12 protein-coding genes are annotated in these 19,556 nt (G+C 70.2%); 7 read left to right on the forward strand and 5 right to left on the reverse strand.

The genetic code is table 11. The annotated features are described in order from the left end of the window. From ACWDUM_RS01215 to ACWDUM_RS01230, 4 genes are all read right to left on the reverse strand, one after another. The gene (locus ACWDUM_RS01215) at window positions 1-1,335 is read right to left on the reverse strand and encodes a diacylglycerol/lipid kinase family protein (RefSeq protein WP_450132578.1); all 1,335 of its coding nucleotides are present in this window, start codon (window positions 1,333-1,335) and stop codon (window positions 1-3) included. 103 nt (window positions 1,336-1,438) lie between these two features. Further along, entirely contained in the window at window positions 1,439-3,199 is a 1,761-nt protein-coding gene (locus ACWDUM_RS01220) for an FAD-dependent oxidoreductase (protein ID WP_450132579.1), read from the reverse strand. Window positions 3,200-3,220: 21 nt separating this feature from the next. Then, complete coding sequence (locus ACWDUM_RS01225; RefSeq protein ID WP_450116261.1) at window positions 3,221-4,207, reverse strand: AurF N-oxygenase family protein; 987 nt, start codon at window positions 4,205-4,207, stop codon at window positions 3,221-3,223. A 118-nt stretch (window positions 4,208-4,325) separates the two neighbouring features. Then, on the reverse strand, window positions 4,326-5,471 hold the full coding sequence (locus tag ACWDUM_RS01230; RefSeq protein ID WP_450132580.1) for a YbfB/YjiJ family MFS transporter: 1,146 nt from the start codon (window positions 5,469-5,471) through the stop codon (window positions 4,326-4,328). Between the two features lie 58 nt (window positions 5,472-5,529). Between ACWDUM_RS01230 and ACWDUM_RS01235 the strand changes: the two genes are divergently transcribed. The 6 genes from ACWDUM_RS01235 (at window position 5,530) to ACWDUM_RS01260 (ending at window position 16,763) form a co-directional block, all read left to right on the forward strand. Further along, window positions 5,530-6,381: an LLM class F420-dependent oxidoreductase gene (locus ACWDUM_RS01235; RefSeq protein ID WP_450132581.1), complete on the forward strand. Its 852-nt coding sequence runs from the start codon at window positions 5,530-5,532 to the stop codon at window positions 6,379-6,381. 42 nt (window positions 6,382-6,423) lie between these two features. Then, entirely contained in the window at window positions 6,424-7,455 is a 1,032-nt protein-coding gene (locus ACWDUM_RS01240; RefSeq protein WP_450132582.1) for an ABC transporter ATP-binding protein, read from the forward strand. Further along, the gene (locus ACWDUM_RS01245; protein ID WP_450132583.1) at window positions 7,452-8,213 is read left to right on the forward strand and encodes an ABC transporter permease; all 762 of its coding nucleotides are present in this window, start codon (window positions 7,452-7,454) and stop codon (window positions 8,211-8,213) included. The genes ACWDUM_RS01240 and ACWDUM_RS01245 overlap by 4 nt, the downstream gene beginning before the upstream one ends. 96 nt (window positions 8,214-8,309) lie before the next feature. Continuing rightward, the gene (locus tag ACWDUM_RS01250) at window positions 8,310-12,125 is read left to right on the forward strand and encodes an ABC transporter ATP-binding protein (protein ID WP_450132584.1); all 3,816 of its coding nucleotides are present in this window, start codon (window positions 8,310-8,312) and stop codon (window positions 12,123-12,125) included. 133 nt (window positions 12,126-12,258) lie between these two features. Then, window positions 12,259-16,032, forward strand: a complete 3,774-nt coding sequence (locus ACWDUM_RS01255; protein ID WP_450132585.1) for a multifunctional oxoglutarate decarboxylase/oxoglutarate dehydrogenase thiamine pyrophosphate-binding subunit/dihydrolipoyllysine-residue succinyltransferase subunit — start codon at window positions 12,259-12,261, stop codon at window positions 16,030-16,032. A gap of 29 nt (window positions 16,033-16,061) precedes the next feature. After that, window positions 16,062-16,763 carry an AAA family ATPase gene (locus ACWDUM_RS01260; RefSeq protein ID WP_450133301.1) on the forward strand — a complete coding sequence of 234 codons (702 nt, stop codon included), beginning with the start codon at window positions 16,062-16,064 and terminating at the stop codon, window positions 16,761-16,763. A gap of 24 nt (window positions 16,764-16,787) precedes the next feature. On the opposite strand, the gene ACWDUM_RS01265 is transcribed toward ACWDUM_RS01260, so the two are convergent. Continuing rightward, complete coding sequence (locus ACWDUM_RS01265; RefSeq protein ID WP_450132586.1) at window positions 16,788-17,927, reverse strand: LLM class flavin-dependent oxidoreductase; 1,140 nt, start codon at window positions 17,925-17,927, stop codon at window positions 16,788-16,790. Between the two features lie 218 nt (window positions 17,928-18,145). Here ACWDUM_RS01265 and ACWDUM_RS01270 point away from each other — a divergent pair, with 218 nt between their 5' ends. After that, window positions 18,146-19,552, forward strand: a complete 1,407-nt coding sequence (locus ACWDUM_RS01270; protein WP_450132587.1) for a selenium-binding protein SBP56-related protein — start codon at window positions 18,146-18,148, stop codon at window positions 19,550-19,552. Window positions 19,553-19,556 lie beyond the last annotated feature (4 nt).

Genomic DNA, 19,556 nt, shown 5'->3' on the forward strand with positions numbered 1-19,556 from the left:
TCACCGGCCGGGGGTGCGACCCCACGCCAGCGCCCGCAGGCGGACCCAGTCCAGGGTCCTCTTCGGCGGTCGCACCCCCGGCCGGTCCCGCGGCACCCGCACCCGCAGCGCGCCGGGCGCGACGGTGCACCGGACCGGTGTGCGCACCGTGAGCGATTCCCCGTCCACCCCGACGGGGATCTCGTCGGTGTCGGCGTCGAGCACAACCTCACGGACCGCGTGCTGCGTCATTCCCCGCTCGTGCACCCTGCCCAGGAGGCCGACGGCCTGGCGGGCGCTGGACACCGACACCGTCACCACCCCGAGAACGCCCCCGTCCAGTCCGGTGCGGCGACCGAGTCCGGCCAGGTCGTTCGTGCGGTAGGTGCCGTTGCTGACCAGCACCGCCTGGGGTCCGTCGATGGTGGCGTTGCCCACGTGCACCACCAGCCGCGGCCCTCCGCCCTCACCGAGCAACTCCGGCAGCATCCGAAGAACCGTGCCCGTCTTGTCGTCGCGGTACGCGGGGCTGCGCACCACTTCCGCGTAGACGCCGAACGAGGCGTTGTTGACGAACGCCCGGTCGCCGATCCGGCCGATGTCGATGCGCAGCTCCACCCCGTCCCGGAGTGCACCGAGGCAGGCGACCGGATCGTCGCGGTCCAACCCGAGGTCGAGGGCGAAATGATTGCGGGTTCCTGCGCTGATCACCAGGAACGGCAGGTCGTGTTCGGCGGCGACGGCGGCGACGAGGGCCTGGGTCCCGTCCCCGCCCGCCACCCCGAGAAGATCCGCGCCCCGCGCCACCGCCTGCCGCGCGAGATCTGCGACGTCGACGATCTCCGGACCGTCGAGGAGAGCCACCTCGGCGCCGAGTTCCTCGGCCCGGCGCACGAGGTCGTGCTCGACGACGGTGCCGCCACCGGAGTGCGGGTTCATCACGAGGAACGGCCGCAGCGGCGGCGGCGCGGGGGTTTCCGGGACGGGCGGGCGAGACTGCCCGTCCTCGAGCGCGGCGCGCGCACAGGCGCCGGCCAGAAGCGCCAGGGCGACGACGACCAGCACGACCCACAACATCCGCTGCGTGGCGAACAACACCAGTACCGCGATCGGCGTGAGCAGCGCGACGGCCAACGCGATCCACCGCGCCGCACCGCGGCCGGTGAGGAACCAGTACCCCGTCGCCAGCATCACCGCGAGCGCCCCGACCGCGGTCGCCAGCAGCGTGAGTGTCCCGAAGAATCCCGCGACGACGATCGGGAGTACCACCGCCACCACCAGCGCGGCGAAAGCTGCCCGCGCCCACCAACGCTGGGCTGCGCCGGGCACCGCGCCCGGTCCGGTGACTGCGTTCATCGTGGGACCCCCGATCGAAACGACGGTGGAGATCCCTGCATTGTCCGCCCGGACGGGCCGGTGCGCCGAACATCCGGCGGGAATCGGCGCGGCGAGAACGATTTCAGGAGGTGACGAGCATTCCCCTGCGCCGCAGCGCCGCGCGAACTCCTCGGGTTTCCTCGGCCCGGGCGGCGGTGCGGGCGATCGCGACCAGTTCCGCCTCGTCGCTGATCTTCTCGCGGATCCGGCCGCGCTCGGCGCCGCGACGACGCTCCTCCGCATCGATCGCCTGCCAGCCGGCCCGGTCGATCACCGCGGGCCGCCGCGCTCGGACCAGCGCCTGCAGGTCGGTGTCGCGACCACCGGGGTCGGGCAGGGCGCCTGCGTTGAAATCCTCGACGAGGTGCCGGACCGTCTCCTGCGCGCACGACTTGTTGGTGCCGATGAAGCCGCTGGGGCCGCGCTTGATCCACCCCGTCGCGTACACCCCCGGCACGACCGCCCCGCCCGGCGCGGCCAGCACCCGGCCACCGTCGTTGGGTACGACTCCCCGTGCGTCGTCGAAGGGCACCCCCGCGATCGGCACCCCGCGATAGCCGATCGAGGTGAGCACCAGCCCGGCCTCGACGACCTCGGTGTCGTCCGTCGGCTCGACGCGCAGCACACCGTCGTCGGCGACGAATTCGTTGCGGGTGAGCGCGACGCCGGAGACTCGACCGTCGCCGATGATCTCGGTCGGGCCGAGCAGGTAGCGGAACGTGATGCGCTTGCGGCCCGCCGCGGGCTTCGACAGCCGCTCCCGCAGCCGCAGCTTCTGCGCCACCGCGTGGTCGAGTTCACCCCGGGCGGCCAGGCTTTCGGTCACCGGGTCGAGGCCCGGATCGTCCACCACGACGTCGACGTCGGGCAGGTCGAGCAGGCCCGCGAACTCGGGGACGGTGAACGCGGACTGCGCGAAACCACGCCGCGCCACGACCACCACCTCTTCGATCCGGCTGTGTCGCAACGCCTCCAGCGCGTACGGCGCGACGTCGGTGCCCGCGAGCTCGTCCGGGGCGATGGTCAGGATGCGGGCCACGTCGAGCGCGACGTTGCCGTTGCCGACGATCACGGCCCGACGGTGCGAGAGGTCGAACCGGTCGTCGGCGTGGTCCGGATGCCCGTTGTACCAGGCGACGAAGTCGGTCGCCGACGTGCTGCCCGGCAGGTCCTCGCCGGGGATGCCGAGGCGGCGATCGGTGGACGCGCCCACCGCGTAGATCACCGCGTGATGGTGCGCGAGCAGCTCGTCGTGCGAGAGATGCTCGCCGATCGTCACGTTCAGGAAGTACTCGAAGCCCGGCTGCGCGGCGATGGTGTCGTACAGCCGGGCCACCTGCTTGGTCTTCTGGTGGTCGGGCGCGACACCGGCGCGAACGAGGCCGTGCGGCACCGGCAGTCGGTCGAAGACGTCGACCGCGATCCCCGGCTGGGTGAGCAGCTCGTCGGCGGCGTACATCGCCGCGGGCCCCGACCCCACGATCGCGACCCGCAGCGGGCCGCGATCGCCGCGAATCCGTGGGGCCGCCACAACCTTGGCCAGCGCCGGACGGGTCTCGCTGCCGCCGATCCGCGACCGGTCCTCGTGCGGCTCCTTGTAGTAGTCCGCATTGATCTGCAGGTACGGCAGCTGTCGCTCGGTCAGCTTCTTCTCCGGCACGATCGCGTCGACCGGGCACGCCGACACACAGGCTCCGCAGTCGACGCACGCGGCGGGGTCGACGTGCAGCATTTCCGCGGTGAGGAAGTCCGGTTCGTCCGGGGTGGGGTGGATGCAGTTGACCGGGCAGGCGTAGACGCACGAGGCGTCGCTGCAACAGGACTGGGTGACGACGTGGGGCATGACGGCGATCCGTTCGAGAGATCAGGCGGCGCGGCGGACCGGTTCGCTGCGGAATCGGGAGACGTCGCCGTCGATCTTGCAGGCCTTCCAGACCAGCTTGGAGATCCGGTTCATCAGGCCGGCGTCCTGCGCGAGCATCCGGACGTCGCCGAAGTAGTTGCGCAGCATCTGCCGCGAGGCGGGCGTGTCCCAGAACAGTTCCTTGCGAACCGACTTCGGGATGTCGAACCGGCGCCAGAACGACTTCGGCGGTACCACGATCACATCGCAGAGGATGCGCATGGTGATCGGCATGGCGATCGAGAGACCGAACCGGCCCAGCCGCGACATCTGCGGCACCCGGCGGCGCAGGTACTGGTGCGCGAAGGAGATGTGGCGCGCCTCCTCGGCGACGTGAATCGCCATGACGCCCTTCATGATCGGATGGAGCGCACCGTTGCCCCGCAGGAACGCCTTCTGGATGTGATCGATCGGTTCCTCACCGGCGAGGACACCGACGAAGAAAAGTTCGGGCAGCGGCCCGGAGGCGAGCGGGATGAACGGGGAGATCGCGCGCATGACCGGGCCCATACCGGGGGCGTCGACACCGATCCGGTTCACCATCTCCTGGAACATCAGGGTGTGGTTGCCCTCTTCGATGCACTCGTGGGTGCAGTACCGGTATTCGGCGGAGCCGTTCGGCAGCGAGAAGACGTACTGCGTCATGCCACGGATCAGGATGTTCTCGAACTGCAGGCCGACCTTGGCCACGTTGGCCTGGCGCCACATGCCGATCTCGATCTTCCGCTCGTCCGGCAGCGCCTGGTACCAGGGGTGCGCCCCGAGCGGGTCGTCCTCCTCGTTGAGGATCCAGCGCGGATCGTTCGGCGTCACCGCGAACTCCGGGGAGTCCCATGCGATGTCGACATAGGGGTCGAAGTGCTTGTGCACCGAGGCCTCGGACAGCCGACGCAGGATGTCGTCGTAGTCGTCCTGGCCGAGGTCGTCCCGAGTCGTCGACAGTGTCATCGCTTCTCCCGTTGTGTGGTGACGAGCGGTGGGTGGGCCGGCAGCCCGCAACGCGAGTAACTGTAACCGGAAGTTTCATTCAAATCCAGGGGTTGCCGGAAACCGCGCCGACCAGGGACTACACCGACCGATCCGCGCGTACGACGGGCACCATGCACAGGGCGCCGACCGCGAGCACGGCCGCCGCGACGGCGAGGGCCCGGCCGTACCCGCCGTCGAGCAGCGGCGCGACGGCCAGGGGCCCGAGCACCTGCCCGAGTCCGTACACCGACGTCAGGATCGCGGCCGCACGCGGCCCGGCCAGCCGGGCACCCTCCCCCAGCGCGAGCATCACGATGGCGATCATGGTGCCGCCGAAGCACAGCGCCGCGACCATCTGTACCGCCGCCGCCCCGATCGCCGCGGACACCGCGACCGCCGCCGCCTGGATCACCAGCGCCGCCGTCATCATCGACGCCGCAGAGTGCCTACGGGCCAACCGCATCCACAGCACGCACGAGGGCACCACGGCGACGCCGACCGCGACCCACACCGCCGATCCGAGCCAGTGCTCCGATCCGGTGGCCGCGACCGCGGCGACCAGGAAGGTCGCGGACACGATGTAGCCCAGTCCCTCGCAGAAGTAGGCCGCGGTCAACCACGCGAATCCCCGGCCCGTTCCCGAGGCGGCGAACTTCGCGGGTGCCTCGCGGGCCGCCTCGCGAGACTCCCCGGGCAGGGTCCACGCCGCGACGGCGAGCACCGCGGCCAACACCGCCGACACCAGCCACGCGACCCGCCAGTCCGCATCCTCACCCAGCGCCAGGACCGCCAGCGCCGACACCACGATTCCACCGCCGACACCACCGAACACCCAGCCGACGCCGTCGCCGTCGGCGCGGACCCGCTGGTGTGCGACGCGGGTGGTGTACACGAACACCGCCGCGCTCGCCGCCCCCGCGACGAACCGCAGCACGATCCACGCCGCAACCGACTCGGTCGCGGCCATCCCCGCGATGGTCGCCACCAGCACCACCAGCGCGCACCGCAGCACCGGCACCGACAGCGCGATCCGGTGCACGACGATCGCCGCCACCGCTCCGGCCAGGTATCCGAGGTAGTTCGCCGTCGCCAGCGTCGCCGCCGACTCCGGCCGCAGCCCCGTCTGGTCGATCATCAGCGGCAGGATCGGCGTAAACGCGAACCGCCCCAATCCCATCGCCACCGACAACGCGAGGAACGACCGCGCCACCACGAACCGATCACCGGCAACCGCTACGACCATTGGCCACACGCTACGGCTGTCCGGAATTGACACCGGACAGCGACTGTTGGCATGACACGTGACCACAACCACACCCGACCTGGGACGCTTCGGCGTCTGGCGACACGCCTACGGCCTGACCCCCGAATTCGTCCGAGAACTCGAGAGCCTCGGCTACGGAACCCTCTGGCTCGGCGGATCCCCACCGGCCGACCTGGCGATCGCCGAGGACGTCCTGAACGCCACAACCACCCTCGTCGTCGCCACCGGCATCACCAACATCTGGAGTGCCCCCTCCGCCGAGGTCGCAGAGTCCTTCCACCGCCTCGAGGCCACGCATCCCGGGCGGTTCCTGCTCGGCATCGGCGTCGGGCACCGGGAGGCGTCGAAGGAGGTGTACCGCAAGCCCTATCAGGCGGTCGTCGACTACCTCGACGAGCTGGACGCCGCCGAGGTGCCCGCGTCCCGGCGTCTCCTCGCCGCGCTCGGGCCGAAGATGTTGCGCCTGGCCGCGGACCGCGCCGCCGGTGCCCACCCGTACCTGACCACCCCGCAGCACACCCGCGAGGCCCGCGAGATCCTCGGCGCCGGCGCCCTCCTCGCCCCGGAGCAGAAGTTCGTGCTCGGCACCGACCCGGCCGCCGCCCGCGCGATCGGCCGGCCCCCGGTCGCGAATCCGTACTTGAAACTGCGCAACTACGTGAGCAACCTGAAGCGGCTCGGCTTCACCGACGACGACCTCGCCGACGACGGTAGCGACGCCGTCATCGACGCGCTCGTCGCACACGGCACCGCCGACGAGGTGGCCGCCAAGGTCAGCGAACACCTCGCCGCGGGCGCCGACCACGTCTGTGTGCAGTCGCTGCCGCCCACCGGCGACGCGCTGCCCCCGCTGACCGAACTCGCCGCGGCGCTGGGGTTGCGCGGCTGACGATCACCGTTCGGCGGCGCCGGGTGGCCTAAGGTGCACGTCATGAGTGCTGGCAGTCCGGCGCCGCTGCGCCCGGCCCTCGAAACGGTGGGCCTGACGAAACGCTTCGGGGCGGTCGAGGCGGTCTCGAACCTGAGTTTCGCGGTGCCCGCGGGTTCAATCACCGGCTTCGTCGGCCCGAACGGGTCCGGGAAAACCACCACCCTGCGGATGCTGCTCGGGCTCGTCGCCCCGACCGCCGGGTACTCCACGGTGAACGGGATCCCGTTCACCGAGTTGCCGCACCCGGCCCGGACGGTCGGGGTGGTGCTCGACTCGCTGAGCGTGCACCCCAGACGCACCGCGCTCGCCCACCTGCTCGTCTACGCGGCCGCGATCGGCGTCCCCGACGCCCGGGCCCGCGAAACGCTGACGACGGTCGGCCTCGAACCCGCCGCCCGGCAGAAGGTGGCCACCTTTTCCCTCGGGATGCGCCAGCGCCTCGCGCTGGCGACAGCACTGCTCGGCGATCCGCGGATCCTCGTACTCGATGAACCCGCCAACGGTCTCGATCCCGAGGGCATCGCCTGGTTGCGCGAGTTCCTGCGAGCCTTCGCGGCTACCGGGCGGACCGTGCTGGTCTCGAGCCACATCCTCCGGGAACTGGAGCAGACGGTGGACCGGCTGGTGATCGTCAACCGCGGCGCGCTGGTGTACCAGGGCGGAATGGACGAGTTGCGGGCCGGGCACAGCGCCCGGGTGTTCGTCGCCGCGTCCGACCCCGCCACGCTCGCGCTCGCCCTCGGCGCTCAGGGCTTCACCGATGCCCAGGTGATGCCGGACGGCCGGCTCGCCGTCCGCGGTGTCCCCGAGCCCACGATCGCCGGACTCGCCGCATCGGCGGGAGTACGAATCTTCGGTGCCTCGACCGAACACGTCGACCTCGAGCAGGTGTTCCTGTCGATGACCTCCGGGCAGTACACGGCCCAGCTCCCCGGCCCGTCCTCCCCGTACCCGCCTGCCCCCTACCCGCCTGCCCCGTACCCACCCGGGTCACATCCACCCGCGCCCCACCACCCGGGAGGTCCGCAATGAGCGCGCTGGTCACCGCCGAACTGCGCAAGGTGCTGACCCTGCGGTTCTGGTGGGCGCTCGCCCTCGCGCCGCTGGTCGTCGCCCTGTTCGCGGGATCGATCTACGCGGCCATGGCGGACGGCCTCGACTCGGTGGACGCGGACCTGTCCACCGGCGCGGTGTCGGTGGGACTCGTCGTCGCGATCGCGTGGGCCGTCCTGTTCGCCGGGATCTTCGGGGCGGTCAACGCCGGCACCGAGTTCCGGCACCAGACCCTGACCCCGACCTTCGTCACCACCCGCGGCCGGGACCCGGTGCTCGCCGCCAAGCTGGCGGTCACCGCGCTGTTCGGCCTCGGCTACGCCGTCGCGGTCGAACTCGTCGCACTCGGGTGCATGGTGGTCTTCGGCGGCGACCGGTTCACGGTCACCAGCGCGATACTCGGCATGCTCGCGGCCGGAGTGGTGGCCACCGTGGCATGGTCTCTGATCGGCGCCGGGCTCGGTCTGCTGTTCGCGTCCCCCACGGCCGCGGCGATCACCCTCGTCGCCTGGTATCCGGTCGGCGAGCTGATCACCATCGCGATCCTGTCGGGGCTCGGCGCCGGCTCGATCGGCCAGTGGCTGCCCGGCGCCGTCACGTGGTCGACGGTCGTCTCCCCGGCGGGCGACGTCGACGGATTCGCGCCCTGGCCCGCCGCGGTGATCGCACTGATCACCTGGACCGCCGTCGCCGCGGGCCTGGGCTGGTGGACGACCCGCCGCCGCGACGTCACCTGACCGCGGCACCACCGTGCCTGACCGAACCACTCCGCAGTCGTGCCCGATCGGACCGCTCAGCAGTCGTGTCGGGCGCCGGTACTACGGTGAGATGCGATGGCTGCCACCGTGACTCACCCCGGCTGGATTCGACGTCTGACCGCCGAATGCTGGCGTCACCGCGCACTCACACTCGGCGCGCTCGCAGTCACACTGGTCGCGGCGGTCATCGACATCACCTTCCCGCTGCTGACCCGGATCGCGGTGGACGACGCCTCCTCCGGCGCCACCGAGGTGATCGTCGCGGTCGCCGCCGCGATCGCGGCCCTCGGTGTGGTCCGCTTCGGCTGCCAGTTCGGGCGCCGGATGCTGGCGGGCCGGCTCTCACTCGACGTCCAGCACGACCTGCGGCTCGGTCTGCTCGGATCGCTGCAGCGACTCGACGGTGTCGGGCAGGACCAGATCCGCACCGGCCAGGTGGTGTCCCGCTCCATCACCGACCTGCAACTGGTACAGGGGCTGCTGGCGATGGTGCCGCTGTCGGCGGGGGCGCTGCTGCAGTTCCTGCTGGCGATCGTCGTGATGGCCTGGCTCTCGCCGCTGCTCACCGCCGTCGCGTTGCTCGTCGTGCCCGCCGTGTCGGTGGTGGTGTGGCGGATCCGGCCCACCCTGTTCGCCGCCACCTGGTCGGCGCAGCAGCGCGCCGCCGACCTCGCCCAGCACGTCGAGGAGACGGTGACCGGGGTCCGTGTGGTCAAGGGCTTCGGGCAGGAGTCCCGCGCCGTCGGACGACTCGAGGACCTGGGCCGCACCCTGTACGCCGAGCGACTGCGCGCGGCGCGGATCAACGCCCGGTTCACCCCGACGATGGCGGCGCTGCCGCAACTGGGCCTGGTCGGCGTGATCGCCCTCGGCGGCGCGCTCGCACTGAACGGCACCATCACCATCGGCACCTTCCTGGCGTTCGCCACCTACGTCGCGACCATGTCGAACGTGACCCGGCTGCTGTCGTCGGTCGTGATCATGGCCCAGATGACGCGGGCCGCCGTCGAACGCGTATACGAGGTCATCGACACCGAGCCCGGGGTCGCCGACCCGCCGCACCCGACACCGCTGCCCGCCGGCCCACTGGGCGTCCGGTTGCGCGGCGTCGACTTCGGGTTCGATGCGGACCGCCCGGTGCTGGCCGGCCTCGACCTCGACATCGCGCCGGGCGAGACGCTCGCCGTCGTGGGCCGCGCCGGCTCCGGAAAGACGGCGTTGTCCCTGCTGCTGCCCCGCTTCTACGCACCGAGCGCGGGCACCGTGGCATTGACCGTCGACGGCACCGCCTTCGACCTCGCCGCCCTGCGGGCGGACCAGCTGCGCGAGGCGGTCGGGCTGGTCTTCGACGAGCCGTTCCTGTTCTCGGACACCGTGTCCGCGAACATCGCGCTCGGCCGGCCCGACGCGAGCGCCGAGGAGATCCGCGCCGCGGCCACGATGGCGCAGGCCGACGAGTTCATCGAGGCGCTGTCCGACGGCTACGACACGGTCGTCGGCGAGCGCGGGCTGACACTGTCCGGCGGGCAGCGGCAGCGAGTGGCTCTGGCGCGGGCCCTGCTGGTGGACCCGCGGCTGCTGATCCTCGACGACGCGACCTCCGCGGTGGACGCCGCCACGGAGGCCGCGATCTTCGACACCCTGCGCGAGCGGCGGGACCGCACCACGCTGATCCTGGCGCATCGCCGATCGACCCTCTCCCTCGCCGACCGGGTCGCGGTTCTCGACGGCGGGCGGGTCATCGACACCGGAACGGTCGCCGAACTCGACGCCCGCTGCGCCCTTTTCCGCACCCTGCTCGCCGACCCCGACCTCGAGGCCGAACCGGACGATGCGCCGGTTCCGGACATGCGGCCGGAGCCGGGTCACGACGAGCTGTGGCCCGAGGCGATTCCCGGCTCCGCGTTCGACGCGGTGATCTCCGACGCGGTCCCGGCGCGGGCGACGACAACCGGCGGTGCGCCGGGCGGCGGGCACGGCGGCCGCGGCGGGGCGGGCGGTGGGGGCCCGATGGCGGGCGCGATGGGCGACATCGCAGCCACTCCGGCGCTGCGGGAGGCCGTCGCCGCACTGCCACCCGCCACCGAGATGCCCGGGCTCGACGACGAGAACCTGCGACGACCCGATCCCGGGTTCCGGTTGGCGACGCTGCTGCGCCCGGTCCGCTGGATCCTCGCGGCGGTGGTGCTGTGCCTGGCCGTGGACTCGCTGGCCGGCGTGCTGCTTCCGTCGGTCGTCCGATTCGCGATCGACCACGGCGTCACCCCCGGCGATCCGTCCGCGCTGTGGTGGGCGACCGCGGCCGGTGTGGCGCTGGTCGCCGTGGACTGGGCGGTCGTCGCTGTGATGACCGTGATCACCGCACGAGCCGGAGAAAAGGTGCTGTACGGGCTGCGGGTCCGCAGCTATGCGCACCTGCAACGGCTCGGCCTCGACTACTACGAGCGTGAGCTGTCCGGCCGCATCATGACGCGGATGACAACCGACGTCGACGCGCTGTCGTCGTTCCTGCAAACGGGGCTGTCGACCGCGGTCGTCAGCGTGCTCACCGTGGTCGGCATCTCGGTGGCGCTGCTGCTCACGGACGCGGTGCTGGCACTGGTCGCGCTCGCCGCGGTCCCGCCGCTGCTGGTGGCCACGCTGATCTTCCGGAAGGTGTCGTCGGCCGCGTACACGGTGTCCCGGGAGCGGATCTCGATCGTCAACGCGGACTTCCAGGAGAACGTCACCGGATTGCGCGCCGCGCAGGCGTACCGCCGGGAGGACTTCGCCGCACAGCGATTCGCCGAACGCGCGGACAGCTATCGCCGTGCCCGCATGCGGTCACAGACTGCGATCTCCGTGTACTTCCCGCTGATCACGCTGCTGTCCGACGTGGCACTGGCCGCGGTGGTGCTGATCGGATCCATGCGGATCGCGGACGGGCAGACGACGTCCGGGGTGCTCGTGGCGTTCGTGCTGTACCTGGGGCTGCTGTTCGGACCGATCCAGCAGCTGTCCCAGGTGTTCGACGGCTACCAGCAGGCGCAGGTCGGGCTGCGTCGAATCGGCGATCTGCTGCGCACCCCGAGCTCGATCGAGACCGCAGCACCGGCGGACACCACGCCAATCGTCGGGCACCTCGGAGGTGCAGTCGATTTCGACACTGTGACGTTCCGGTATCGAGGTGCTGACACCGACGCCCTGCAGGATGTGAGGCTGCGCATCGAGCCGGGATCCACCGTCGCGCTCGTCGGTCGCACCGGCGCCGGTAAGTCCACCGTGGTCAAACTCCTGGCCCGCTTCTACGATCCGACCGCGGGCCAGGTCCGCGTCGACGGCGTCGACCTGCGCCGATACCCGTTGCACGAGTATCGCGGACGCCTCGGCGTGGTGCCGCAGGAGGCGCACCTCTTCTCCGGGGACGTCGCCACGAACATCGCGTACGGCCGCCCCGACGCCACCCGCGCGCAGGTCACCGCCGCCGCGCGTGCAGTGGGGGCACTCGACACCATCGCGGGCCTGCCCGGCGGGATGTTCACCCCGATCGGGGAACGCGGCCAGGGACTGTCCGCCGGACAGCGTCAACTCGTCGCGCTGGCCCGGGCCGAACTGGTCGACCCGGACGTCCTGCTGCTCGACGAGGCGACCGCGACCCTCGATCCGGCAACCGAGCGCACGGTGCTCGAGGCGAGCAGTCTGCTGACCCGCACCCGGACGTCGATCGTCGTGGCACACCGCCTCGCGACCGCCGCGCGCGCCGATCTGGTGGTGGTGATCGACGGCGGGCGGATCGTGGAAGTCGGCCCACACGCGGCACTGCGATGGGCCGGCGGTCCGTACCAGGACCTGTGGGACGCGACACGCAGCCAGGTGGGGAATAATCGGGCCGCCGAGACTGTCCTCGATTGAGGGAGCTGGTCGCCGACAAAGTGACCCAGCTCACTCGACGCACGCCCGGTGCGCGGGTGTCACCCGGGAGGACTAGCCTCGGGTGTACAAGCGCCGATCGGGGACCAAGAGAGAAACGAGGCGAACACCTGCCGTGAGCAGCAGTTCTACGTCACAATTCGGACAGAACCAGTGGCTTGTCGACGAGATGTACCAGCGTTTCCAGGATGATCCCTCATCCGTGGACGCGAGCTGGCACGAGTTCCTCACCGACTACAAGCCGGATGCGTCGGGCGCGAACGGGCAGATCCCCGCGACCGCTCCCGCGACCACCCCCTCCACTTACACCAACGGCACCGCCACCAACGGCACCGCCACCGTCACGACTGCGTCGGCCCCGGCCGCGCCCGCTCCGACGCCGCCCGCCCCGGCCGCGCCGAGCACCCCTGCTGCTCCCCCTGCTGCTGCCGCCCCTGCTCCGGCCAAGCCCGCCGCCCCGGCCGCCAAGCCTGCTGCTCCGGCCGCCAAGCCCGCTGCTACGGCCGCCACCTCGACCGGCGCGCCCGAGTCGAAGGTGCTGCGCGGCGCCGCCGCCGCGGTGGCGCGGAACATGTCCGCCTCCCTCGAGATCCCGACCGCCACCAGCGTTCGCGCCATCCCTGCGAAGCTGATGTTCGACAACCGGATCGTCATCAACAACCACCTCGCCCGCACCCGCGGCGGCAAGGTGTCCTTCACCCACCTGCTGGGCTACGCGATCATCCAGGCCGTCAAGGCGTTCCCGAACATGAACCGGCACTTCGCCGAGATCGACGGGAAGCCGAACGTCGTCACCCCGGCGAGCACCAACCTCGGCCTGGCCATCGACCTGCCCGGCAAGGACGGCAGCCGTTCCCTCGTCGTCGCCGCCATCAAGGGCACCGAGACGATGAACTTCGTGCAGTTCTACTCGGCGTACGAGGACATCGTCCGGCGCGCCCGGGACGGCAAGCTCACCGCTGAGGACTTCTCCGGCGTCACCATCTCGCTGACCAACCCCGGCGGCATCGGCACCGTGCACTCGGTCCCCCGCCTGATGCAGGGCCAGGGCGCGATCATCGGCGCAGGCGCGATGGAGTACCCGGCCGAGTTCCAGGGCTCGAGCGCCGAGAAGATCGCCGAGATGGGCGTCGGCAAGCTGATGACCCTGACCTCGACCTACGATCACCGGATCATCCAGGGCGCCGAGTCCGGCGACTTCCTCCGCACGATCCACAACCTGCTGATCAGCGACAAGTTCTACGACGAGATCTTCCACTCGCTGCACATTCCGTACGAGCCGGTCCGCTGGCGTCAGGATGTGGCCGAGGGCGCGGTCGACAAGAGCACCCGGGTGCTCGAACTGATCGCCGCGTACCGGCACCGCGGTCACCTGATGGCCGACACCGATCCGCTGCAGTTCGTCAAGGACAAGTTCCGCAGCCACCCCGACCTCGACGTCACCACCCACGACCTGACGCTGTGGGACCTGGACCGCGAGTTCAACGTCGGCGGCTTCCACGGCAAGGACCGGATGAAGCTCCGGGACGTGCTGTCGATTCTGCGTGACGCGTACTGCCGGCACATCGGCGTCGAGTACACCCACATGCTCGACCCCGAGCAGACGAAGTGGCTGCAGGATCGGGTCGAGGCCAAGCACGTCAAGCCGACGGTCGCCCAGCAGAAGTACATCCTGAGCAAGCTCAACGCCGCCGAGGCGTTCGAGACGTTCCTGCAGACGAAGTACGTCGGCCAGAAGCGGTTCTCGCTCGAGGGCGCCGAGTCCGTCATTCCGATGATGGACGCCGTCATCGACCAGTCCGCGGAGCACGGCCTCGACGAGGTCGTCATCGGCATGCCGCACCGCGGCCGCCTGAACGTGCTCGCGAACATCGTCGGCAAGCCGTACTCGAAGATCTTCACCGAGTTCGAGGGCAACATGAACCCGGCGGCCGCGCACGGCTCCGGCGACGTGAAGTACCACCTCGGCGCCGAGGGTCAGTACATCCAGATGTTCGGCGACAACGACATCAAGGTCTCCCTCACCGCGAACCCGTCGCACCTCGAAGCGGTCGACCCGGTCCTCGAGGGTCTGGTCCGCGCCAAGCAGGACATCCTCGACAAGGGCCAGGAGGGCTTCACCGTCCTGCCGCTGATGCTGCACGGCGACGCCGCGTTCGCCGGTCAGGGCGTCGTCGCGGAGACCCTGAACCTGTCGCTGCTGCGCGGCTACCGCACCGGCGGCACCGTGCACATCGTGGTCAACAACCAGGTCGGCTTCACCACCGCCCCGGAGCACTCGCGTTCGTCCGAGTACTGCACGGACGTCGCGAAGATGATCGCGGCGCCGGTGTTCCACGTGAACGGCGACGACCCCGAGGCCTGCGTCTGGGTGGCGCAGCTGGCCGTGGACTTCCGCGAGAAGTTCAACAAGGACGTCGTCATCGACATGATCTGCTACCGCCGTCGCGGTCACAACGAGGGCGACGACCCGTCGATGACGCAGCCGGCGATGTACGACCTGATCGACACCAAGCGCAGCGTCCGCAAGAGCTACACCGAGGCCCTGATCGGTCGCGGCGACATCTCGCTCAAGGAAGCCGAAGACGCCCTGCGTGACTACCAGGGTCAGCTGGAGCGGGTGTTCAACGAGGTTCGCGAGCTGGAGAAGTTCAAGCCGGAACCGTCGGAGTCGGTCGAGCTGGACCAGACCCCGCCCGCCCGCTTGCAGACCTCGGTCGACAAGGAAACCCTCGCCCGCATCGGTGACGCGTTCCTGAACGTCCCCGAGGGCTTCACGGTGCACCCGCGCGTCAAGCCGGTCATCGAGAAGCGCCACGAGATGTCCCGCGAGGGCAAGGTGGACTGGGCGTACGCGGAACTGCTCGCGTTCGGTTCGCTGGTCGAGCAGGGCGCCCTGGTGCGCCTGGCCGGCCAGGACTCACGTCGCGGCACGTTCACGCAGCGCCACTCGGTGCTCATCGACCGCAAGACCGGCGACGAGTACAACCCGATCGCGCAGATCGCCGCGGACGCGGACAACGGCGGCAAGTACATGGTCTACGACTCGGCGCTCACCGAGTACGCGGGCCTGGGCTTCGAGTACGGCTACTCGGTCGGCAACCCCGATGCCCTGGTGCTGTGGGAGGCGCAGTTCGGCGACTTCGTCAACGGCGCGCAGACCATCATCGACGAGTTCATCTCGTCCGGTGAGGCCAAGTGGGGTCAGCTGTCCGACGTCGTGCTCCTGCTGCCGCACGGTCACGAGGGCCAGGGCCCGGACCACACCTCCGGTCGTATCGAGCGCTTCCTGCAGCTGTGTGCAGAGGGCTCGATGACAGTCGCGGTGCCGTCCACTCCGGCTTCGTACTTCCACCTGCTGCGCCGCCACCACCTGGACGGCATCCGTCGCCCGCTGGTGGTCTTCACCCCGAAGTCGATGCTGCGCAACAAGGCCGCGGTCTCCGAGCTCGAGGACTTCACCACCGGCAAGTTCCGTTCGGTGTTCGAGGAGCCCACGTACGAGACCGGCGGCGGCGACCGCAACAAGGTCACCCGGGTGCTCCTGGTCAGCGGCAAGCTGTACTGGGAACTGTTGGCGCGCAAGCAGAAGGAAGGCCGCGACGACGTCGCGATCGTCCGGATCGAGCAGCTGTACCCGCTGCCGGCCCGTCGTCTGCGCGAGACCCTCAAGCAGTACCCGAACGCGACCGACTTCCGCTGGGTCCAGGAGGAGCCGGCGAACCAGGGTGCGTGGCCGCTGTTCGGTCTGGCGCTGCCGGAACTGCTTCCGGAGCTGCTGACCGGCATCAAGCGGATCTCGCGCCGCGCCATGTCGGCCCCGTCCTCGGGTTCGAGCAAGGTGCACGCGGTCGAGCAGCAGGAGATCATCGACGAGGCGTTCCGCTGATCGTCTGACCGCCTGACGTGTCCTTGCCACTGAGCCGGGTCGAATTCACCCCACGGGATGGATTCGACCCGGCTTCGTGGTATCTGGACGTTCCCGCGATTGCCGAATTGTGCAGTCGTGGGCTCGAATTCACGAACCCCGTGACCGTGATCGTCGGCGAGAACGGCGTCGGGAAGTCGACGCTCGTCGAGGCCGTCGCCGGTGCCTGGCAGTGGGGGTTCACCGGCGCCCAGGACCGGATGTGGTCCGCCGGCGGCAGCTCCGAGGACACCGACCTGCCGCACCACCTGACCTGCGTCGGCGCCCGACCCCGGCCGTACGGCGGCTGCTTCCTGCGCGCCGAATCGATGCACGCCCTCTTCGCGCGGGCCGACGCCGACCGGGTCCGCGGCGACGACCAGGGCTTCAACGAGCTGTCACACGGGCAATCGTTCCTGCACTACGTGGCCGAGCGGCCGGTCGGGGTGGGCCTGTGGATCCTCGACGAGCCGGAGGCGGCGCTGTCGTTCCGGTCCAGCCTGGCCCTGCTCGGGGTGATCGGCGACCTGGTTGCCGAGGGGTCGCAGGTGATCATGGCGACGCACTCCCCCGTCCTCGCCGCCTGCCCCGGCGCCGACATCTGGGAGCTCACCGACGAGGGCATCGACCACTCGGCCTGGGACGAACTCGACGTGGTCCGCGACTGGCGGTCATTCCTCGACGGCCCCGATCGGTTCCTGCGTCACCTGTGATCCCGCTGCCGTCATGTGCACTCGTCACAGGCGTTTCAGACCGCGCATCACCTTCAGGAACGGAGACGTGGTGAGCAGGCCGTCGCGGAGTCCGCGATGGCACATCGCTCCGATGTTGATGAGCACCGGGTAGCCCAGCCCGTGGTCGCGCCACTCCGCCACCTGGTCGAGAATCTCGGCGGGCGTGCCCGCGAAGCAACTCTCCCGCAACAGGGATTCCGGCACCCTGTCCGCGTAGGCGAGGGCGGTCTCCTCGGTCAGGGTCTGCGGCAGAAGGTCCTGGATTCCGGTGAAGGTTGGACCCAACGGGTGCTCCGCGCCGTGCCGCGCCCACCCCTCGGCGGAGACACACAGGCAGAGCGCCCTCGCGCCCACGGACCCGACCATCTCGTCCACCTCGGCGCGGGAGCGTCCGGGAATGACCATGAAGTACCCCGCCGCCGTGATCGCATCGGGGTCGCGTCCCGCGTCCGATGCGGCGGCCCGGATCTGGGTGAGCTTCACGCCGTAGTCCTTGGGACGCTGTGGGTAGGCCGGGAACCACGCATCGGCGTACCTACCCGCGGCCCGCAGCATTCGAGAGCCGTGGGCGGCGATCCAGATCTGCGGCCGGGTACCGCGGTGCGGCGGGACGTCGAACACCGCGTCCTTCAGCGGGAAGAAGGCCGAATCCCGGCTCACCGGACGTCCACCCGAGTTCCAGAGCAACCGGATCGTCGCAACGGCCTCCTCGAAGCGGGCGACAGGCCTCGTCCACTCGACCCCGTATGGTTCGTTCCCCTCCCGCTCACCCGGGCCGATCCCGAGAATCGCCCGGCCCCGGGTCAGCAGGTGCAGGGTGGCGGACGCCTGGGCGGTCACCGCCGGGTTGCGCCGACCGGTGTCGGTGACGCCCACCCCGAGTCGCAGCCGCGCCAATCGGTTGCGCGCGGCAAGGTATCCCAGCGCCGTCCACGGCTCGAAGAAGGCGTCACCGCTCTGCGCCACGCGCGCGGCGGCGATGTGGCGAGGCGCCCACAGCGACGGAGACACGAAACCCATCAGGTGATCGTGGATCCACAGTGAATCGGCGCCGGCCGCGGTGGCGAGCAGCCGACTGGAACGGAGCAGCAAGTCGGGAGCGCCCCTCGAGTGGACCCCCATTTCCACGAGTCCGGTTCGCATGATGTCGCACTCCTCCAAGCACGAACCCCAGCGCCGCGGGTCGACGTTGTCGGCCGTGCTCCGCCTCGATCGTGCGCCCCCACCCCGTTCAGGGCGCGCGTAGTCGACTACTCGAAGGGCCGGCCGATCCGCGTCGTGTTCTGGCCACGGTTCCGTACCTCGGCGGGTTCTCATAGGCTGATGAGCGGGTCTCATCGTCTCGACGAAGGAGGCTGAAGATGAATCAGCCAGCCATCGACCCGACCTTCTATCGGACCGCGGCGGACGCGGCCGCGGCACCACCGGAGAAACTGGCCTACGTGGCCGCGTTCGACCGCGCGGCCGACAAACCCGACGCAATGAGCGTGGTCGACGTCGATCCCGGTTCGGACACCTACGGCCGGGTGATCGGCTGGACCGAGGTGCCCGGGCTGGGCAACGAGTTGCACCATTTCGGTTGGAACGCGTGCAGCAGCGCGTTGAAGCACGAGGGTCACGACATGGCGGGGCTGGCCCGCCGTTACCTGATCGTGCCCGGCATACGCTCATCCGCGCTGTACGTGCTCGACACCGAGCCCGACCCGAGTCACCCCACCGTGACGAGGGTCGTGGACGCAGCCGATCTCGCCGCGAAGGCCGGCTACTCCCGACCGCACACGCTGCACTGCGGGCCGGACGGGGTGTTCCTGACGTGCCTCGGCGGTGCCGACGGATCGGACGGCCCTGGCGGGATCGCGTTGCTCGATCACGGCACGTTCGACGTGCTCCGGCAGTGGGAAACCGACCGGGGCCCGCAGTACTTCGCGTACGACGCCTGGTGGCATCTGGGCCGGAACACGCTGATCAGCAGCGAATGGGGCACACCGTCGATGCTCGAGAACGGGCTCGTACCCGAACTGCTGCTGGCAAACGAGTACGGGCACGCACTCCACTTCTGGAACCTCGCCACCGGCGAGCACCAGCAGCGAGTCGACCTCGGCGCACAGCACCAGATGCCGCTCGAACTGCGCCCGTCGCACGACCCGGAAGCCACGTGGGGATTCGTCGGTGTCGTCATTTCGACCGCGGACCTGTCGGCCTCGGTCTGGCGGTGGCACCGCGAGGACGGCAACTGGGCCGTGGACAAGGTGATCACGATCCCGGCCGAGCCTGCCGATCCGGACCAGCTGCCACCCGCACTGAAACCGTTCGGCGCGGTGCCCCCGCTGGTCACCGACATCGACCTGTCGGTCGACGACAACTTCCTCTACGTATCATGCTGGGGCACCGGCGAACTCAAGCAGTTCGACGTGCGCGACCCCGCCCACCCGACGGAGACCGCGTCCGTCCGTTTCGGCGGGATCGTCGGCCGCGCAGCGCATCCGGCGGCTCCGGACGAACCGCTGTCCGGCGGTCCGCAGATGGTCGAGATCAGCCGGGACGGCAAGCGGGTCTACGTCACCAACTCCCTGTACGGCGCCTGGGACGACCAGTTCTATCCGGATGGTGTCGGCGCATGGATGGCGTTGATGCACACCGATCCTCGCGGTGGGATGACCGTCGACGACCGCTTCTTCCCTCACGACGGAGACTTCCGGGGCCTGCGGGCCCACCAGGTTCGTCTCCAGGGCGGCGATGCGTCGTCCGATTCCTACTGCTACCGGTAGCGGC

The organism is Rhodococcus sp. NPDC003322 (genome assembly GCF_053589555.1).